The following is a 17,237-nucleotide window of genomic DNA, read 5'->3' on the forward strand; positions in this document are numbered from 1 at the left end:
TCAGAACGGATATCCGATAGCCAAGTGGAATGCGAGACTGTTTTTGAAAGAAGTCATATTATAATATCCTTTCTTTCCGGTATCATAGGGTGCATGTATTCCGATACCTAAATCTCCCCGTAAAACGAGCATACCGATATCGTAGCGTAATCCTATACCTGTACCGAGGGCTATATCTTTGAGAAAAGTTTTCCGGTCGAGTTCTCCACCGGGACGTTTCGGATCTTTTTTCAATAGCCAGATATTCCCGGCATCGACGAATGCCGCACCGTGCAAATCACCCCAAATGGGAAAACGGTATTCGATATTCGCTTCGAGCTTGAAAGTACCTGTTTGGTCGAAATATCCGTCGACATCGTCTTTTGCCGGAATATAACTTCCGGGACCGAGCGAACGTATAGTAAAAGCCCGTATGCTGTTCGCACCTCCGATATAAAATTGTTCGCTGTACGGAACTTCTTTGGAATTTCCGTATGCATGTTCCGCACCTATAAACAACCGGGTCGCCAACCAGTGTTCGGCACGGAAACGGTGATAATATTTCATTTCGGCACTTCCCTTTACGAATTGAGAAAAACTGCTGCCAAAGATATGTTTCTCCCCATGCTGTCCAAAAAGCGATGTTATCCCACTAAGGATATTTCCAGCCGACATTCCCATGAACTGCCAGATAAAGCGGTTATCCACTTCCCGGCCGTATGAGGTGTCGTAAGTATAGGTGTAACTCGAAGAAGGAATGAACTGATCTCGGAAACTGAGGGCAATGGCTGGATTCTCTTCCATCGTTTTATCGAACGATTCGGTCGTATTGAGCAGTTTTGTATATACCAACTTGAATGGCGTAACCGAGTGTCCGGCCCGCAAGGAGGTGCGATAGTCGTATGACATCGAACCGTTGAAAGAGACCATACGAAAATAATGAGGCCGATTCATCAAGTTTGCCCCCAATTGGAACCGAGTATAAGCGGGATATTTTCGGGTACGGGGTAGTTGCGGTAGAAATCCCGGCACGATACGAGGATAAGTTAATGACGAATTCAAACCCACTTCGTAAGAGTTGAATAGCGAAGCCTTACCATGCTGCGAGCCTCCGCCCGTCTGCCACTCATAACTCCCGTTGAGTTTGACCGAAAGTTTTTCACCGCCCCCGAACACGTTGTTGTGATTAATACCAAAAATAAGTCCCGGGCCTATATAGCTGTTCGATTTAGACGAAACATTGGCTTCTATGGTCGCTTCGAGCGGCACGTCGAATGTCGCCTGTATCGTTACATCGAGAGAATCTTTTCGTATCAATGAATCGAGAGGGGTTACTTCGACAGCGACAGTACGGAATATTCCTAACCGCCCAAGATTGGATTGCGTCTCATTTTGGATCGCAATCGAATAGATTTCGCCCGGTTTGAAGGTAATATTTTTGGGTAATACCCATTTTTTCAATCGTATAGGTTTGTAATAAGCGACAGTCATACGAGGGTAGCGAATGGTATCGGGAGTTCCGTCGCCGGTGGCACGGTTGAGTCGAACTGTTACATCTCCCACATAATAAGGTTTGAGCGCTTGTGCCGGAATCCCTTTTTTCAACGTCATTCTCAACGCCACTTTACCCGGAGAGAACGTAGTGTCGGCAAGGTATTCGATGTATTCGGGTCGGAAATAAAAATATCCGTTATTTCTCAGTGCGGTAGTAATTCGGTTTCGCTCGAAAGATAAAGAATCGAGGCAGTAACGATCGCCCTTTTGTAAAATCGAAGAACTATTTATACTGTCGATAAACCGAGTTACCGGAGTCGTAGGAGCCGGTAATTCTATGGTATCGAGCGTATAGGCTTCGGGGACTTCGATTCGATATTTAATGCGGGCTTTTTTAGGGTTCCGTTTGTTGTATATCAATTCATAATCGACTTTCGCTCCGAAATATCCGTTATTCCCGAGAATGTCTTTGACTACCCTCATACGCAGTTCGGGCTGTACGGTCGAAATAAGTACCGGCTCTTTGGCCAACTTCTCGTATATCCAGTGCTTCAACCCCTTTTCCCGCTTAGGTTCCATGTAATTCCACACCCACAAACCTATGGGAAACGGCGTGCGGATATAAGGAGAGAACAAAGGATTGTTGGGTGCGACGGAAAGAGTAGATCGAACGTCCGATGCTGCGGCATCGGCGATTTTCACACCAGAGTCGGGTATTATTTCCATTTTCTTTACACCGGTATACAATACTTCATCATCGGCAATACGCTTTGTCGTGGAACAGCCAATCAGTATCAGCAATAGAAAAGCGACGGTAAATACATTTCGGAATACTCTTTTCATAGGTTCACCCCCTTTCTGCTTTTCCGTGGTCGAAACAGCTCCATCAAATTGAGCAGCCTTTTCTTAACGACAAAACCGACACCGGTTTGAGTGATCTCTCCTTCGAGAATACTTTCATATCCCGTATGCCGGAATACTTTAACATACATGTTATCCCTTTGATTCAAATAATATTCGAGGGAAATGTCGTCTATGAAGTTCTCTTTGAAATTGACATCTGCGTTGTCGTCCGGGCTGAGGCTTCCGCCAATGACGACTTTCACCCTATTGTTAAACAGACTCTTAGCAGCCCTATAAGAATAATCGGTGCGAGTATTCACTCCCGAAGCATCGGTGTAGGAATTAATATCGAAAGATAAATCGATACCTTTCAAGTTATCCTGAGCCCATTGGTTCAATTCTTTTTGCAGGAATGCGTTAAGCGGATTACCCAATAGATCGGATTTCGTGGTCGACGTTCCGGGACCGGTATATGTATTATATATGAGCAGGCTCATGGCTTGCGAAGCCCGTTGCTCGGCCGTGAGCGATGTCAACTGATTTTGCAGAGTGAGATCTTCGGGTGCAGAAAGGTCGAAAGAAACAGACAAATTTTCCAATGAATTTTTAATGATGATACTGATGTCAAAATTGACTTGCCGGGTATTTTTCTCCTCCTCGGAGATAGTCGTGCGTACGGTCTCGACAGCTGTAATAGACATTTGAGGATCGGCGATATCACCGTTCCAAGACACATAGCTTCCGTCTTGAATTTTAAACAATTTTTCCGATATGATAGGCGGGTTGTAGCGGACGAAACCTCCGGTGAGATTGTATCGACCGGTGAAACGGCTGTCGCCCAACGTATTCATAGTATAGGCCAATTCCCCTCCGCCTTGAAGGTCTATCCGATTTTTTCCGTCCACCGAAAGATTCACACCCATTTTAACAGTGGGAGCAATGTTGATATTAACCAATATATCCATGCCCAATACACTGCTCTTTTGCAAAGTATCTTCTTCGGCTATTTCAGTACTGTCGTTGAACGAAACGAATGTAACGATATTGTTCTCTTGTTGTTGAAGAGCGAAAGGAGAATCTTGCATAACGTAGGTTACTTCCGTTCCTGTGAGCAACCCTACATTTCCCCGAATTTTCAAGGCATCAAGCGGACCGTTTACCGCCATATCCATATCTGCGATAACCGAACCGTAAACAGTCGCTTTCGTACTTCTCGCCGATTTAACCGGTTGGAAAGCCGATGCATATAATCTCAAATCGGTAACGATTTTATCTAATTTTTTGAAATCGATATTTCCATCGATGTGCAGTGGATTTTTATTCGCTCCCGTGATCTCATAATTGTCGAAATGCAAAACATTTTGTTCCACTCGAATCTGGCTTTGAGGAAATTTCAAAGTAGCTCCCATCGATTTAGAATTAGCCACGGCTTCTTCCATCTGTATGTAACCATTCAGGAGAGACGTATCGGTACTACCCGTAATTCCCATTTTCCCATTCAAATACCCCTGTAATTGCGCCATTTCGGAAGGGAGGAACGGATTGGCTGTCGCCAATGGGAACTCATCTATGGACAAGTTTAACCGAACGGGATTTTCTGCTTGATTGTCAAGAAGCCCGTTCAACGTCAATACTTTCTTATCGTCTATTTCCAAATCGGCTTGTGCTTCCTGACGACCCAAAGAGTCTAATTGATAATCGACATTCAGATTAAAATTTCCCACACGTTGTTTCCCATAATATAAATCACCGATTCCCATACTACCAGATACTTCCGTCGCACTCTGCGGAAAGTTTACCAGCAAGTCGGCAGAAATACTTCCGTCGATTTGAGGAGAGAATGGCGATAAAGCTAACCACGGAGCTATTTCCATACCGTTTATATCGACTTTCAAGGCCTCTTGATGAGAGAAATCATGTGATTGTTCGTTGTGTAAAGTCTTGATAATAAAATGCCGATCCTCGTGAGTGAGAGCTATGTTGGCATCGAAATGTCGCCCATAGTGGTAGGAAAAAAAATTGTCGGGATTCAATGTCCACGTTTCAAAGCCAATAATCGGATTTTTCGGGAAAAACGACACTTGAATCAATGAATCTAAGAAATCGGCTTGGCAACCTATTCGGAATCCTTCTTGTCCTTGTCTGTTTTTTTGCACACAAAACAATTTAGTCGTATTCCCGGAGAGGAATCCGTTAAGGATTACAGAGGCTAATTGATCGAGGTTTCCGGGCTTGTTGCCGACTTGAAGAGAGTAATATAATCTTTCCTCCTTTTCACGACGTTCGAATAAAGAAAGTTGCAGGGTATCGATAGTAATTCCCCCGGTCGAAAAGCGGTCTATCTTACCCGTCGTATTCAATAGAGAATCGTTCTGGATATTCAGGTCGATTTGAGAAAATCCCATGTTCATTCCTTTGAGATACTGCTGTATGAGATTATTCCGCTTTGCGTTCGCATGAAACTCGAATGGAGGCAGAACTTGATGCAACGCTTTCATATCCAATCGCTTTTCTTCTTGAACCGTAGCAATAATAGGTAACGACTGGTTCAGCTTTTCCAAGAAAGAGCTAAATCCTATACTCGAAACAAAATTCATAGCCATGTCTCCGCTTCGGACAGCGGCATTTATGTGCGTAGAGTCTGTTTCGGCCGAAATCGACAATGCATTGGTTTGCAACCTGCTGGTCGGCAAGAGGGCAGAAAAGTCACTTAACCGTATGTCTGCCCGATAAGATTCACTCATGGGCGAAACATAGCCAGAAAGAGAAAGGCCGGTAGAAACCGAGCATGCTTCGGTTACCAGTTTCAGAGCTTCCAAATCGGTATGAACCTCGCCAGTCAAGTCGGCCGTATATTCTTCGGGAGACAGCGATCCCGATACGGAGAGTCCCATCAACAAATTAGGATCGGTACAAGTTATACCGCCACTCATTTTACCCCTATTCAATTTCGCTTCGATAGACAGTCCGGTATACCGGTAACCCGAATAATCCACGGAATCTATTTTCAAGTCGACAGTCGCATACATACTGGAATCCATCGGATTGTATTTTTCTCCTGAGAACCGGGTCGAAGCAGAGAGTACTCCCAAAGAATCATGAGGCAGGAACGAAGATAGAGGGAATCGATCTATCAGTATCCGTCCATCATATTGCTCTTTTTTAGTATTTAATCGAGCAAGGAGAGTGATGAGGCCATCGCCGGATTCGATTTGGGCTTTCGACCGGATCATCTCCGGTGAAAGTCGGGCATTACCGGTGAATCGGGTCGGCGGTATATGTATTTTTTTGCTTAGGGAGTCCGGCATTACATTCGCAAAGACCGGCGAATTTTTCAGTCGAAGCTCCCATTGGAGACTTCCGTTAATCCGATCTGCTTCGTGCAAATTTTGCACATTGCCTGTCGCTTGGCAAACGAATGTTCCCGGCAGGGATATATCGGCCTTTTCCAAATTTAAATCTCCCAATTTACCGTTCATCGAGATGTTTGAAAGAAAACCGGTCGACAACAACAACCCTCTGGTATAATTGTCGTATTCGGGTAATACCCGAATAATGTCCCCAATAGCGAGCTTAGCCTGTAATCGAGCTTCGACCGGTGTTTGTGAATTTTGTGTGAAAATACCGTTTCCAACTTTAATCTGCGCCGAAATCTCGGATAAAGCAGTGTTCATCTGAAATTTTTGCAAGGAGATACCTGTCGAATCCATAGTAAAAGTTCCTTGTGTTCGAGTTACGGCTATCCCCGAACGTTCGGTGAACGCCAATTGTTTGATAGGAACGCATATTTCGCTTCCTCGATTATAGAGGGAGTCGATGGCAATCTCAATATTATCGAGAGAAAGATACCCGAAGTCAAGCCCTTTTTGGGGGATTCGGGTCGGCAAGGCATAAAGAGCATGATTCCGATGCAGCCGCAACTTTCGAATTTGTACGGTCCACGGCGGCGAAACGATTGTATCGGCATCATTTTCCTCCGGTTCTGCTTCATTATTTCCACTCCCCGGATAATAACGATAATCTCCTTTGTCTATAATCGCCTCGGAGACTCGAACCGATTGCCCGTATAAATCTATTTCTCCTTGCAAGAGTCTCGCTTTTTGTATCGAAGCATCCAAATTTTCGATAGTAGGTTTCATCTGCATAGAATAATGGATATTCGATAACCCTATTTCTCCTACCAAGATGCTCCAATTCAATGGAGCGCTTTCCGCAGAAACAGTATCGGGGGAACTCTCCGACAAGTTCAAAGTTATTTCCCCTCCGTCCAATCGGGTAGAAGGTAATGAGATGTGGAAATCTTTTAAATTAACGTTTGCTTTCTGTGTGGAGAATTGTTTTATGTTAGCCGATAGTAATAAAGTAGAGTCTGAATTCGAAAAACGAAAAAGTGTTTCATTCAATGCTATTTTCTGGATTTGAACTTGTCCACGCAAAAGTGCCGCCGGGGCTACCCCTACTTGTATACTTGAACTTTGCAACAGCGTATCCCGACTCGAAGTCAGTAAAAGTATATCGTCGATTTGCAGTCGGAACGGGAATTTAAGAGACAACTTTCCTATGGAAAGCTCCATTCCTGTCGATCGGCCGACATAACCGCTAATCTCATTCTTTCCCCATCGTTGTACTGCCGGAATATAAATAGGCAGAGGTAAAGTCAACAATAGCACTAAAAGTGAAATCAATACGATAGCAATATATTTTAGTGCTTTTTTCATTTTGGAGGAATTCTTTTTTGAAAGACTCTATATACACCTTATTTAACTGTATTCCGGTGGCTATTTTATAAACATTGGCACGACAGCATTTGTTTTTAGAATATACAGAAAACCTAAAAAACAAGGTAAATATATGAAAAATTATTTGTACCTCATTGCTTTATTTACAACGATCGCGTTAGGAATAAATTCGGGGCATGGCCGAATCAGAAAGCCGATCAACGACCGGAATACCCCATTCCTATACCGATGAGTTTATCGTAACGTACTCCCTGCGGACGATGATAAACCTTTACTAAATATTCGTTTACCGTTTCATAATAGTTTCCTTCGATAGGGCCTGCCGAAGCGGCACTCCCTCCATCGGGCAAAAATAGGTATTGATAATTGTATGAGCCCTGTTTCAAGAGCAGGGTTTTCTCATATTTCCCAGAAGCAGGATTATAAACCATTTCGTTATAAGGGGTATACCGATGATTCGTCATTTCGCCATCGATATATATTTTTCCTCCCGGAATCGGATCGGAATCAAGCGTGAAATGCACGACGAAATAATCGGCTTCGGTATTGCTGTCGTCTGCCCCGCTTTGGCGTATGACGAAACGCCCGTTTTGGGTTTTATCATAAAGATAACTCGTTTGCGCTCTGGGAACAGACGTAGCTAACACGACGTGATAATATGGGTCGAAATAGTATATTTTTTCAACCCCTAATCCGGCATAACGGGTAGCTACCATTTCGAACCGACGAAATTCATTCCCCGCTTCGAATATCATATTGCGGTCATGACCGAAAACAATTTGATTCCCTTGTACCCTTAAAGGTCTATTTATAATAACCTCCTTATCCCGTCGGCTATTTTGAAGAATACTTATTTTCAATTCGTTATAAGGATTTTGAACCCGATAATTGTTGGTATTGAGAGCAACTTCTACCTGTTGATGCTCACGGTTATAATCTATATCGGTGCGAGATGTTACAGAAGGAGCGACCAAAACTTGGTTTTCATAGACCGAAAAACACACTTGCAACAAAATATTTTCCGGTTCGTTTTCGGGATAAACCACAAGCACATAATTACCCGATACTTTAAACTGTACATCGGCATTGGGAAGCGTAATCCTGTAATGCACATAATGCGCGAAAGTCGCAGTAGAAAATTCATATTCTTCGACAGAATTCGTATTGAAGCCATCGAGATATTCCAAATCCGACAAGTCGGAAGGACGCCAATCTGCATTACAATGTATAAGACTGTATTGCAGATAAGTGACATCTTCGGCCAACTCATCGAACGAAATCGTTATGTGTTCGTCGGTATTCAATTCAATAATGGGAGGGAACAATTCCCTACCTTCCACCTCGGTCTGTATAGTTCGAAATCGATCGGAGAAGGCTTGTGTTTCATACGGTTCCGAACGATTTTGGGCCGTTGCAGAAATGTCTCCCAAAAGGACACAAACAGAAATAAGCAATTGAAAAATATAACTTGTTTTCATAACCATTCCATTATCGAGTTACTGATGCAAACATACGAAATTTTACGCCTATATCCTAATATATCCCTTACAGCCATCAATTCTATCGCAATAGAACGAAAATAATTTATAACTCGAATCATACAGAATGCAGTTCGGCATGAAAAATAAATATATTTATTTTATCATACATCTACCTTTCGTTATATTATTCTGTATAATATAGGATGCGGTTCGGCATAGTCAAGCCGAAAATATAATTTTCGCTTGTCTCTGCACTCACCTTTCACTATATTTGTACCGTATTTTAAAATATAGTTGTGTATGAATTGTAAGTTTTTCACTATCGCTTGTGCTTTATTGTCAATGTCTTTCTGCTCATGGGCAAACGAAAATAAAACGGATTCTGTGGGTTACCAATTTACTGTAACCAAAGAATTGAAGACCAACCCGGTAAAAGACCAAAGCAGATCGGGAACGTGTTGGAGCTTCTCGACTTTATCGTTTATCGAAGATGATTTGTTGCGTCAAGGAAAGCCTGCGGTAGACTTATCGGAAATGTTTATCGTGCGTAACGATTATATAGAAAAAGCGATTAAATATGTACGCATGCACGGCGATATCGCCTTTTCGGCCGGGGGTAGCGCTTATGACGTGCTCTATATCATCGATAAATATGGCATTGTTCCCGAGGAGGTTTATACCGGTTTGAATTACGGGACAGACAAGCACCAGCACGGAGAACTCGACGCTATCCTCAAAGGTTATGTCGATGCTATCATTGCCAACCCCAATAAAAAACTTTCGACGGCATGGCTCGATGGATTCAAAGCCGTGCTGGACACTTATTTAGGCAAAGTTCCCGAGAAGTTTACTTACAACGGCGTAGAATACACACCTCAATCTTTTGCAAAATCATTGGGTATAAAAGCCTCGGATTATGTTCCGTTGACATCATTCACCCATCACGATTTTTACAAACCTTTTGCCATTGAAGTACCCGACAACTGGTTATGGTCGGAATATTATAATATCCCGCTCAACGAATTGATGGAGACAATCGATTATGCCATCGATAAAGGTTTTACAGTCATGTGGGCTTCCGATGTAAGCGAGAAAGGATTCCAATATCTGAAAGGGTTTGCTGTGGTTCCCGTAGAGAAGAAAAACGAGAACCTGTCTGGAACCGAATTGGCTCGTTGGGTAAAATTGTCAAAATCGGAAAAAGAAGGAGAACTATATAAATTCGAAGAACCGGAGGAAGAACAATACATCGACCAAAAACTTCGACAAGAAGCATTCGATAACTACGAGACTACCGACGACCACGGCATGGTATTCGTAGGAACAGCCGTCGACCAGAACGGTACGAAATATTATAAAGTGAAAAATTCATGGGGTACGGAACAAATTTATGGAGGCTTTTTCTACGCATCAGAAGCATTCGTGAAATATAAAACTATGGATATCTTAGTCCACAAAGATGCTGTTCCCGTAAAGATTCTGAAAAAATTACATCTGAAATAGCACGATGAAACGGCTTCGTCTATCTGGACTTTTGCTGTTGATATTGTGTTTGTCTCTATTGGCTATCCCGTTTTGGAACGACCGAATCGTACGCCGTTATATCGACAAAATATGGTTACACCGGACGAACTCGATCGAGAAGTTGCACGAGTTTGAACAGGAGTATAAAAATTTTGAGTGCGACGTGCTGTTCCTCACCGATTCAGCAACATTCGAGATAGGGCATGACGAACCTTCGGGCGAACCGTTGAAGCCCTATCTCGACTTTTTAGGAGCTAACCCCGACCGAGAACTTTGGCTCGATTTAAAGAATCTGAACGAAAGTAACTGCATACAAGCCGAAACGACACTTACCGGACTACTGGCACAGAGAGATGTCGATAAAGATCAATTGATTATCGAATCTCGTGATTGGAAAGCGTTACATCATTTTACACAAGAAGGGTATTACACTTCTTGCTATCTGGATATTCCCCATATAGACGAATTGTCCGACGCAGAATGTTTACACAGACTGGATTCCATTCAACAAATAGCCCATAGCGGAGCTGTTTCGGCGCTCTCCTTTCCGGCTTCGTATTACGCTTTTCTAAGGAATCTGGATTTCTCGGTAGATTTACTCACTTGGGAACATCGTCGATGGGCTTGGCAATTACCCTTCTTTTCCCGATCAAGGGCGATTCTGAAAGACGGGAGAATAAAAGTCGTTTTGGTGAAAGAAAAGGGACATTATCACAAATGAATCTTTTTATAAAAACAGGTCAAACACAATCGATATACCCACGCAACAACGATACAAAGCAAGAGATACAATAACCCGGATATCTCTGGGGGAAGGGCTTGATCGTGCGCAAGAACTTGTTGACGCACAAAAGCATGAGTTACAAACAGCGCAGCTGAAAGTTTTCCCATGAAAAGCAGAACGTTTTGAAGAGGTTCCTTTCTGGCAAGCGGGAGAACGGCAGCCACAGGAAAGAGGGCTAATATGGGACTAACCACCCACAAATAGCGATTGAACAAACTCAGAACAAAAAGAACGACTCCCAAAGAAATCCATCTCCACGAAATATATACAGGGTGACGAGACAGGAGAATGCCTACACAAAACACCGGTAACCACCCTATGCTGTTATAACGAAAAGCAAAAACCCAGTTATCCAACCCGAGACTAGACAACACAATGAGCAACGTCCACACCCCTGCTATAATACCCCATAGAACCTTGTCCGATGATTTCCGCAAGAATAATGCGTAAATAACATACAACAGAAATGCCATGCCGAAATACCACCACGGCCCGGCAATGATAAATCTGTCGGCAAGGCCATTGGCCGTAAAAGTAAGCATAAACAACATGTCGGTCCAAATCTTGTTATTACCCAGATAGGCATAGGTAAAATGCGTATGCCCCGAATAACGGTCGAGAATAAGCAGTAGCGCCATAGGAACGAGCCATTTCCACAGTTGTATGGCTCGGCGCAAAATGATATACCACTTCGATTCCCCGCTGTGGTCATAACATTTGGAAAGTCCATAACCACTGACAAAGACAAAAATCGAAACTCCGTAATGTCCTAAAAAGGAAAATAGTGATAAAATTATAATGCGTAAATTACCAGACAACATGGCCTCGGTAAAACGGGAAACATTTTCGGGAGCATACTTAAACTCACATTCTGGCGGAAACTCAGGAAACGTATGAAAATAATTATGTAATATAATCAATAAAATACCAATACCTTTTACAATATCCAGATTTTTATCCCGCGTAAATGTTCGTAAATTACCCCCCCCCTTTAAATATTCACATTCATTAGCATTATTTGTATTTATTTACATTCATCAGATGCAAAATAACATGAGATTACATTTCTTCCGATACCTCATTGAGCTTTTCACCGATCAATCGAGCAGCCGATGCTACATAATCGGCACAAGGGCGACGCTTGTAATACGTTTCGGTACGAGCCTCGGGAGTAGGACTATCGCTTTTATGGTCGAGTCCCAACAGCTCTCTGCAAATAATAGAACCGTTTAGGGCCTTCGATTTCTCTGCCAAATCCTGCACCGTGCTGTAAACGATTTTTCGTTTAGTCATATCCGACGGGATATCATTTTTGTAAAATAACCCAGCAACCATAAACATGCCGCTAACTGCACCGCACACTTCTCTCAATCGTCCCATGCCTCCACCCAACGGGGCACTGATAGACGCTGCCAAAGACGGGCTTATATCGAACAAATCGCAATAAGCCAACACAACGGCTTGCGCACAATTATATCCTTCCAGAAAAAACCGACGAGCCTTTTCCGCTCTTTGTTCTACATCTACTCTTTCCATACCGCTACCATCGAATAGGTTCGATTCCGTGAGCCTCTAAATATTGGTTAGTTTGACTGAAATGATGATTCCCGAAGAACCCCCGATGTGCCGACAAAGGCGAAGGGTGTGGAGATTGCAAAACAAGATGCCGACTGCGATCTATAAAATCGCCCTTCCGTTGGGCATACGATCCCCATAGGATAAATACCAAATGCTCCCGCTCTTCTGCCAATTTATGAATAACTGCATCGGTAAATGTTTCCCAACCTCTACCTTGATGTGATGCCGCTCCGTGAGCCTCAACCGTGAGAGTAGCATTCAAAAGCAAAACTCCTTGCTGCGCCCATCGAGTCAAATTTCCACTCCGAGGAACAGGAATTCCTAAATCGCTCTCGATCTCCTTAAAAATATTTTGAAGCGAAGGAGGAAAAGGAATATGGTCATTAACCGAAAAACAAAGCCCATGTGCTTGACGAGGCTCATGATAGGGGTCTTGCCCCAAAATAACAACCTTTACTTGGTCGAACGGACAGGCGTCGAAAGCCGCAAAAATCTGACTACCGGGAGGATAAACCGTTTTAGTAGCATATTCGTGCCGTACAAAAGCCGCCAGATTTTCAAAATAAGGCTTGTCAAATTCGCTTTGTAAGCGTTGCTGCCAGCTGGATTCGATACGAACATTCATAATAGTCGAATAAGATTTTAACTATATCTGTTTGCAAAGCTACAAATATTTCTTACTTTTGCCACGCAAATGAAGAATTGTTTCTCATTTTTGAGTAGAAACAATCTAGCTTTTTTATATCGGCACCCGTAGTTCAATGGATAGAATAAAGGATTCCGGTTCCTTCGATTGGGGTTCGACTCCCCACGGGTGTACAAATTACGGCATTAAATAGCCTAATAATTAGACGATTATTATATCTTAGGTAGCAAAAATCGACACATTACCCCCTGTTTTATCTCCATTCTTATATACGTGTGCAGAAGATTATCATACGGGTAATACCCTTATGAAGGTCGTATAATAAATAGGGGAAATTCCCCCTATTTAGATTTGCATAATAGTGCATAAAGTTCTGCGCTATTCAGTATTATTTCTATATTTGTATGTCCTTATTATTTATCCTTTTTGTCTGGTATTAGGAGGGGGTATGTCCTGTACGGCTACCCCCTTTCTTTTATACCTCATCGATGAAAGATAAATTTATAGATATGACAAGGTGAGGAAAATTTTCCTCACTATTTTACACTCACTGATAAGTGGCAAATTTAGGGCAAATTAGATTGCGAGTTGGACGTTTTAACCGAGTGGGGAGGGAATTAGGAAGGTTACAGGAAACACCCTAAATTATAAATGCTTTATAAGAGTATAAAGCAAAAAAGAGGGCACAAAGCGCCCTCCTCGTTATAATTACTGTTTTATATGCTTACCACAAAGCAACCTTTCCGCCTATTCCCAAATCAAGGGTGGCCGTTGTAATTCCCAAAGCTTGGAAAACTCTACGCATCGTGGAAAGGGTTATAGAGCTTTTACCGTTCTCCAACTTACAAATTTGAGAGCGTTTCACGCCTACCTTTTCGCCTAATTCCTCCTGTGTGAGGTTTTGTTTAAGACGCGCCTTTTTGATGGCCTCACCGATACGGTAAGCATGTAAAGCCTCCTCTACTCTCATTTCGTGTGCGTCACGTCTTGGAGTGCCTTTCTTCCCTAATTGCTTGTCTAATACCTCCTCAAAGGTGTATAACTTCATATTGCCTACGGTTTCCATATCTTAATATTTTTTGTTTTCAAAGTAATACTTCCTTATCGCTTCCGCTTTTGCTATCTCTTTATTCGGTGTCTTTTTGGTTTTCTTTACTATGCCGTGGGTGACTATTACCAATGTATCTTGGTCGTTGTCCCAAAAAGCGAATAATCTGTATGCCGTTCTATTGTAAAGAGTGCGGAACTCCCATATATCCGTATTCTCTAACTTTTTGAATAGCTCATTGTTCCGTTCACCTAACATAACCCGATGAATGTTATAGCGTACCTTTTCGGCGGCAGCTTCGGGCAAATTGGCTATGAAATACTCGGCTTCACTCGTCAATATTAAACGGAATGCTTCTTTTTCCATGTTCGTTTGAATCTTCGACAAAGATAATATTTTGTTTCCAAATTAGCAAACAATCATATCTGTTTCATTCTATTTTAGAAAAATTTCTCTCTCGGCTTGCCGTTCGTCTGGATACTCCACATTACCTGAATGCTCGGAGGGGGAGTTTTGCGACATTCTTTTATCATGTAATTTTTGCCGGTAAGATAAGGAGAATTCAACCTTCTCCCCTGTGTTGCGGAGCAATAAGGAAGAGACCGAAGGAACAGTAGTTCCTGAGGAGAAGAGTTGAAAAAGACTACCCAGAATTATTTTGATTGTATTTTTTAACCCCTCCGTCCTACGGACACCTCCCCTATATTTTGCTGAACAAAACACAGGGGAGGAGGTTGAATACCCTTTTATCGCATTATTTATCGAATGAGATGGATCGTGTTCGTCCTTCTCCCCTGCCGTGTCGTAGCATTACAGGGTGTCACGTTAGCCATATAGAAGAGATATCCGCAGGACGGAGGAAGTTGAAAAGATTATATAATCTTTGATGGAGGGATCAGACGCATAAACGGACAATCTTCATTAATTTCCTACTGAGCCGATATCCCCACTAAATATCGACAAGCCTAACTTTTTTCTTTTATATTCACCTTCTTTCTGTTTTTATTCATTTGAATTTTGTAGTTTGAAACCGACTATGATTCGATACGAAAAATAGACAAGCTCATTTTGTCCTTCTCTCGGCTTACACTATCTTTGCACTATGGAAAATAAAATAGATTGGAGCCGTACAGATGGATTAATTTTCGATATGGACGGAACCCTGTGGGATGCAGTAGACACATATGCCCGCATTTGGAACGAAGTATTTCTGCGAGCAGGAAAAGAAGTTCACATCACGAGGGAAAGCCTCATCGGTAACATCGGTATTCCTATTCCTAAGATTTTGGCAAACCTCTTTCCAGAAATCAAAAACGAAGAGGCAAACCGTTTCTCAAAAGAGTTAGCGGAACATGAACCCGAATTATTGTCCCGTTACGGCGGTATACCCTATCCCGGCGTGGTTTCTGGATTAGAACAACTCTCCTCGAAATACAAATTGTTTTTAGTCAGTAATTGCGACACCCATACTTTACCTATTTTCATGTCTTGTATCGGGATAACCCCTTTCATCACCGAGGCCATTTCATTCGGCGACACACATAAACCTAAGGGTGACAACATGTTATTACTGAAAGAAAAATATCATCTGCAACACCCCCTCTATATGGGCGATATAGAAGCCGACGGGAGGGAAACTCATCGGGCAGGACTACCGTTCGTATATGCCCGTTACGGATTCGGACACACCGACGATTATGAATTAGCATTCGATTCGTTCGAAGATTTTACCAATTTCTTCTTAAAACTTAAATAAAAATGTATTCGAGTAATTTTCAACCCGAGGCTTCGTTACGGTGGAAGAGAGTACAGTCGGTATTACAGTCGATAAATGCCGATGCCGTTTTGTTGAATACGAACGCCAATCTATACTATTCTTCGGGCCGGGTATTCAACGGTTATACCTATATACCTTCGGAGGGTGAAGCGATTTATTTCGTTCGCCGTCCCATAGGGTTGAAAGGAGAAAATGTTCATTATATCCATAAACCCGAACAAATTCCGGCTTTACTCACCGAAATAGGACTACCACTTCCCCGTAAACTCGCAATCGAGTGGGATGCATCTCACGGCGATTTCACACGGTTATGCGCCGTATTTCCCGATGCAGAAATAACGAACGGCTCGGCTGTCATGCGGAAAGTACGTTCGGTAAAAACCGATTACGAATTGGGGTTATTGCACGAGTCCGCCGTGAAACATGCCGAAGTATATCATCGTATCGAATCGGTCTATCATAACGGAATGACCGATATCGAATTACAGATAGAAATAGAACGCTTGTTGCGGTTGCATGGGAATCTGGGGCTTTTCAGAATAAACGGACAAAGCATGGAGATTTTCATGGGCAATGTCATTTGCGGCGATAATGCAGATACTCCCACACCGTACGATTTTGCTATGGGAGGAGCCGGATTGAGCTGCTCGATACCGGTAGGTTGCAATGGGTCGCTCATTCGTCCGGGCATGGCTGTGATGGTAGACATGTGCGGCAATTTCACCGGATACATGACCGACATGACCCGAGTCTATTCGGTGGGGGAATTACCCGACTTAGCCCATCGAGCCCACCAGTGTTCCATCGATATTCATCGTGCTGTAAGCCAAATGGGCAAACCGGGTGTGCAGGCGGCCGACTTATATAATCTGGCGATTTCGATAGCAAAGGAGGCCGGATTGGAAAATTACTTTATGGGACATACCCAGAAGGCCGGATTTATCGGACACGGTGTAGGCATCGAAGTTAATGAAGCTCCGGTCTTAGCTCCGCGCTCGAAAGATATTTTAGAAGGGAATCAAGTCATAGCTCTTGAACCGAAATTTGTCATACCCCATGTAGGCGCAGTTGGAATCGAAGATACCTATACGATCACACCCGAAGGCATGAAGGCCATTACGAACGCTCCGGTAGAAATAGTATCTTTATCGTAAAAATGTCTTTTTGAATTCCTCCGTCACTTCATGACACCTCTCCTATCGCACTTTACCGTGCGCAGTGGAGGAGGTTAAAATGCATTATCCTTTACCCCCGTTCCATAAAACAGGAACGTGGGTAAAGGATAAAGATGCAACCCCGCCGATTTTCTATCGTCGTGTCCTTTTTTCTCTGCGAATAACTTCG

Annotated in this window: 12 protein-coding genes and 1 tRNA gene; 5 read left to right on the forward strand and 8 right to left on the reverse strand. The window is 42.9% G+C overall.

Annotation, left to right across the window (positions count from 1 at the left end; all coding sequences use genetic code 11):
• The 3 genes from tamL to NBH06_RS08225 form a co-directional block, all read right to left on the reverse strand.
• Positions 1–2,316 carry a translocation and assembly module lipoprotein TamL gene (gene tamL / locus NBH06_RS08215; protein WP_250793706.1) on the reverse strand — a complete coding sequence of 772 codons (2,316 nt, stop codon included), beginning with the start codon at positions 2,314–2,316 and terminating at the stop codon, positions 1–3.
• Positions 2,313–7,034: a translocation/assembly module TamB domain-containing protein gene (locus tag NBH06_RS08220; protein WP_250793709.1), complete on the reverse strand. Its 4,722-nt coding sequence runs from the start codon at positions 7,032–7,034 to the stop codon at positions 2,313–2,315. Before NBH06_RS08220 ends, tamL begins: the two co-directional genes overlap by 4 nt.
• 218 nt (positions 7,035–7,252) lie before the next feature.
• The gene (locus NBH06_RS08225; protein WP_250793711.1) at positions 7,253–8,533 is read right to left on the reverse strand and encodes a type IX secretion system plug protein; all 1,281 of its coding nucleotides are present in this window, start codon (positions 8,531–8,533) and stop codon (positions 7,253–7,255) included.
• 303 nt (positions 8,534–8,836) lie between these two features.
• On the opposite strand from NBH06_RS08225, the gene NBH06_RS08230 reads away from it, so the two are divergent.
• Positions 8,837–10,039, forward strand: coding sequence for a C1 family peptidase (locus NBH06_RS08230; RefSeq protein WP_021890959.1), 1,203 nt, complete (start codon positions 8,837–8,839; stop codon positions 10,037–10,039).
• Between the two features lie 4 nt (positions 10,040–10,043).
• Positions 10,044–10,781, forward strand: coding sequence for a hypothetical protein (locus NBH06_RS08235; RefSeq protein ID WP_021890960.1), 738 nt, complete (start codon positions 10,044–10,046; stop codon positions 10,779–10,781).
• Here the strand turns inward: NBH06_RS08235 and NBH06_RS08240 are convergent.
• The 3 genes from NBH06_RS08240 to ung are packed head-to-tail and all read right to left on the reverse strand — an operon-like array spanning position 10,772 to position 13,047.
• Entirely contained in the window at positions 10,772–11,872 is a 1,101-nt protein-coding gene (locus NBH06_RS08240) for an acyltransferase family protein (RefSeq protein WP_350449414.1), read from the reverse strand. The two genes, NBH06_RS08235 and NBH06_RS08240, sit on opposite strands and share 10 nt — an antisense overlap.
• Before the next feature lie 31 nt (positions 11,873–11,903).
• A complete protein-coding gene (locus NBH06_RS08245; RefSeq protein ID WP_195634485.1) occupies positions 11,904–12,380 on the reverse strand; it encodes a C-GCAxxG-C-C family protein in 477 nt (158 codons plus the stop codon).
• Between the two features lie 4 nt (positions 12,381–12,384).
• Complete coding sequence (ung, locus tag NBH06_RS08250) at positions 12,385–13,047, reverse strand: uracil-DNA glycosylase (RefSeq protein WP_250793713.1); 663 nt, start codon at positions 13,045–13,047, stop codon at positions 12,385–12,387.
• Between the two features lie 122 nt (positions 13,048–13,169).
• On the opposite strand from ung, the gene NBH06_RS08255 reads away from it, so the two are divergent.
• Positions 13,170–13,241 (forward strand) — tRNA-Arg (locus NBH06_RS08255).
• Positions 13,242–13,792: 551 nt separating this feature from the next.
• Here the strand turns inward: NBH06_RS08255 and NBH06_RS08260 are convergent.
• Together NBH06_RS08260 and NBH06_RS08265 are read right to left on the reverse strand one after the other, a co-directional pair.
• Complete coding sequence (locus NBH06_RS08260) at positions 13,793–14,134, reverse strand: helix-turn-helix domain-containing protein (RefSeq protein ID WP_250793715.1); 342 nt, start codon at positions 14,132–14,134, stop codon at positions 13,793–13,795.
• 3 nt (positions 14,135–14,137) lie between these two features.
• Positions 14,138–14,482, reverse strand: a complete 345-nt coding sequence (locus tag NBH06_RS08265; RefSeq protein ID WP_250793716.1) for a type II toxin-antitoxin system RelE/ParE family toxin — start codon at positions 14,480–14,482, stop codon at positions 14,138–14,140.
• 736 nt (positions 14,483–15,218) lie between these two features.
• On the opposite strand from NBH06_RS08265, the gene NBH06_RS08270 reads away from it, so the two are divergent.
• Entirely contained in the window at positions 15,219–15,872 is a 654-nt protein-coding gene (locus NBH06_RS08270; RefSeq protein ID WP_250793718.1) for an HAD family hydrolase, read from the forward strand.
• Between the two features lie 2 nt (positions 15,873–15,874).
• On the forward strand, positions 15,875–17,047 hold the full coding sequence (locus NBH06_RS08275; protein ID WP_250793720.1) for a M24 family metallopeptidase: 1,173 nt from the start codon (positions 15,875–15,877) through the stop codon (positions 17,045–17,047).
• Positions 17,048–17,237: the final 190 nt, after the last annotated feature.

Origin of the sequence: Barnesiella sp. B2-R-119, assembly GCF_023656675.1 — a bacterium.
Taxonomy (GTDB): Bacteria; Bacteroidota; Bacteroidia; order Bacteroidales; family Barnesiellaceae; genus Barnesiella; species Barnesiella intestinihominis.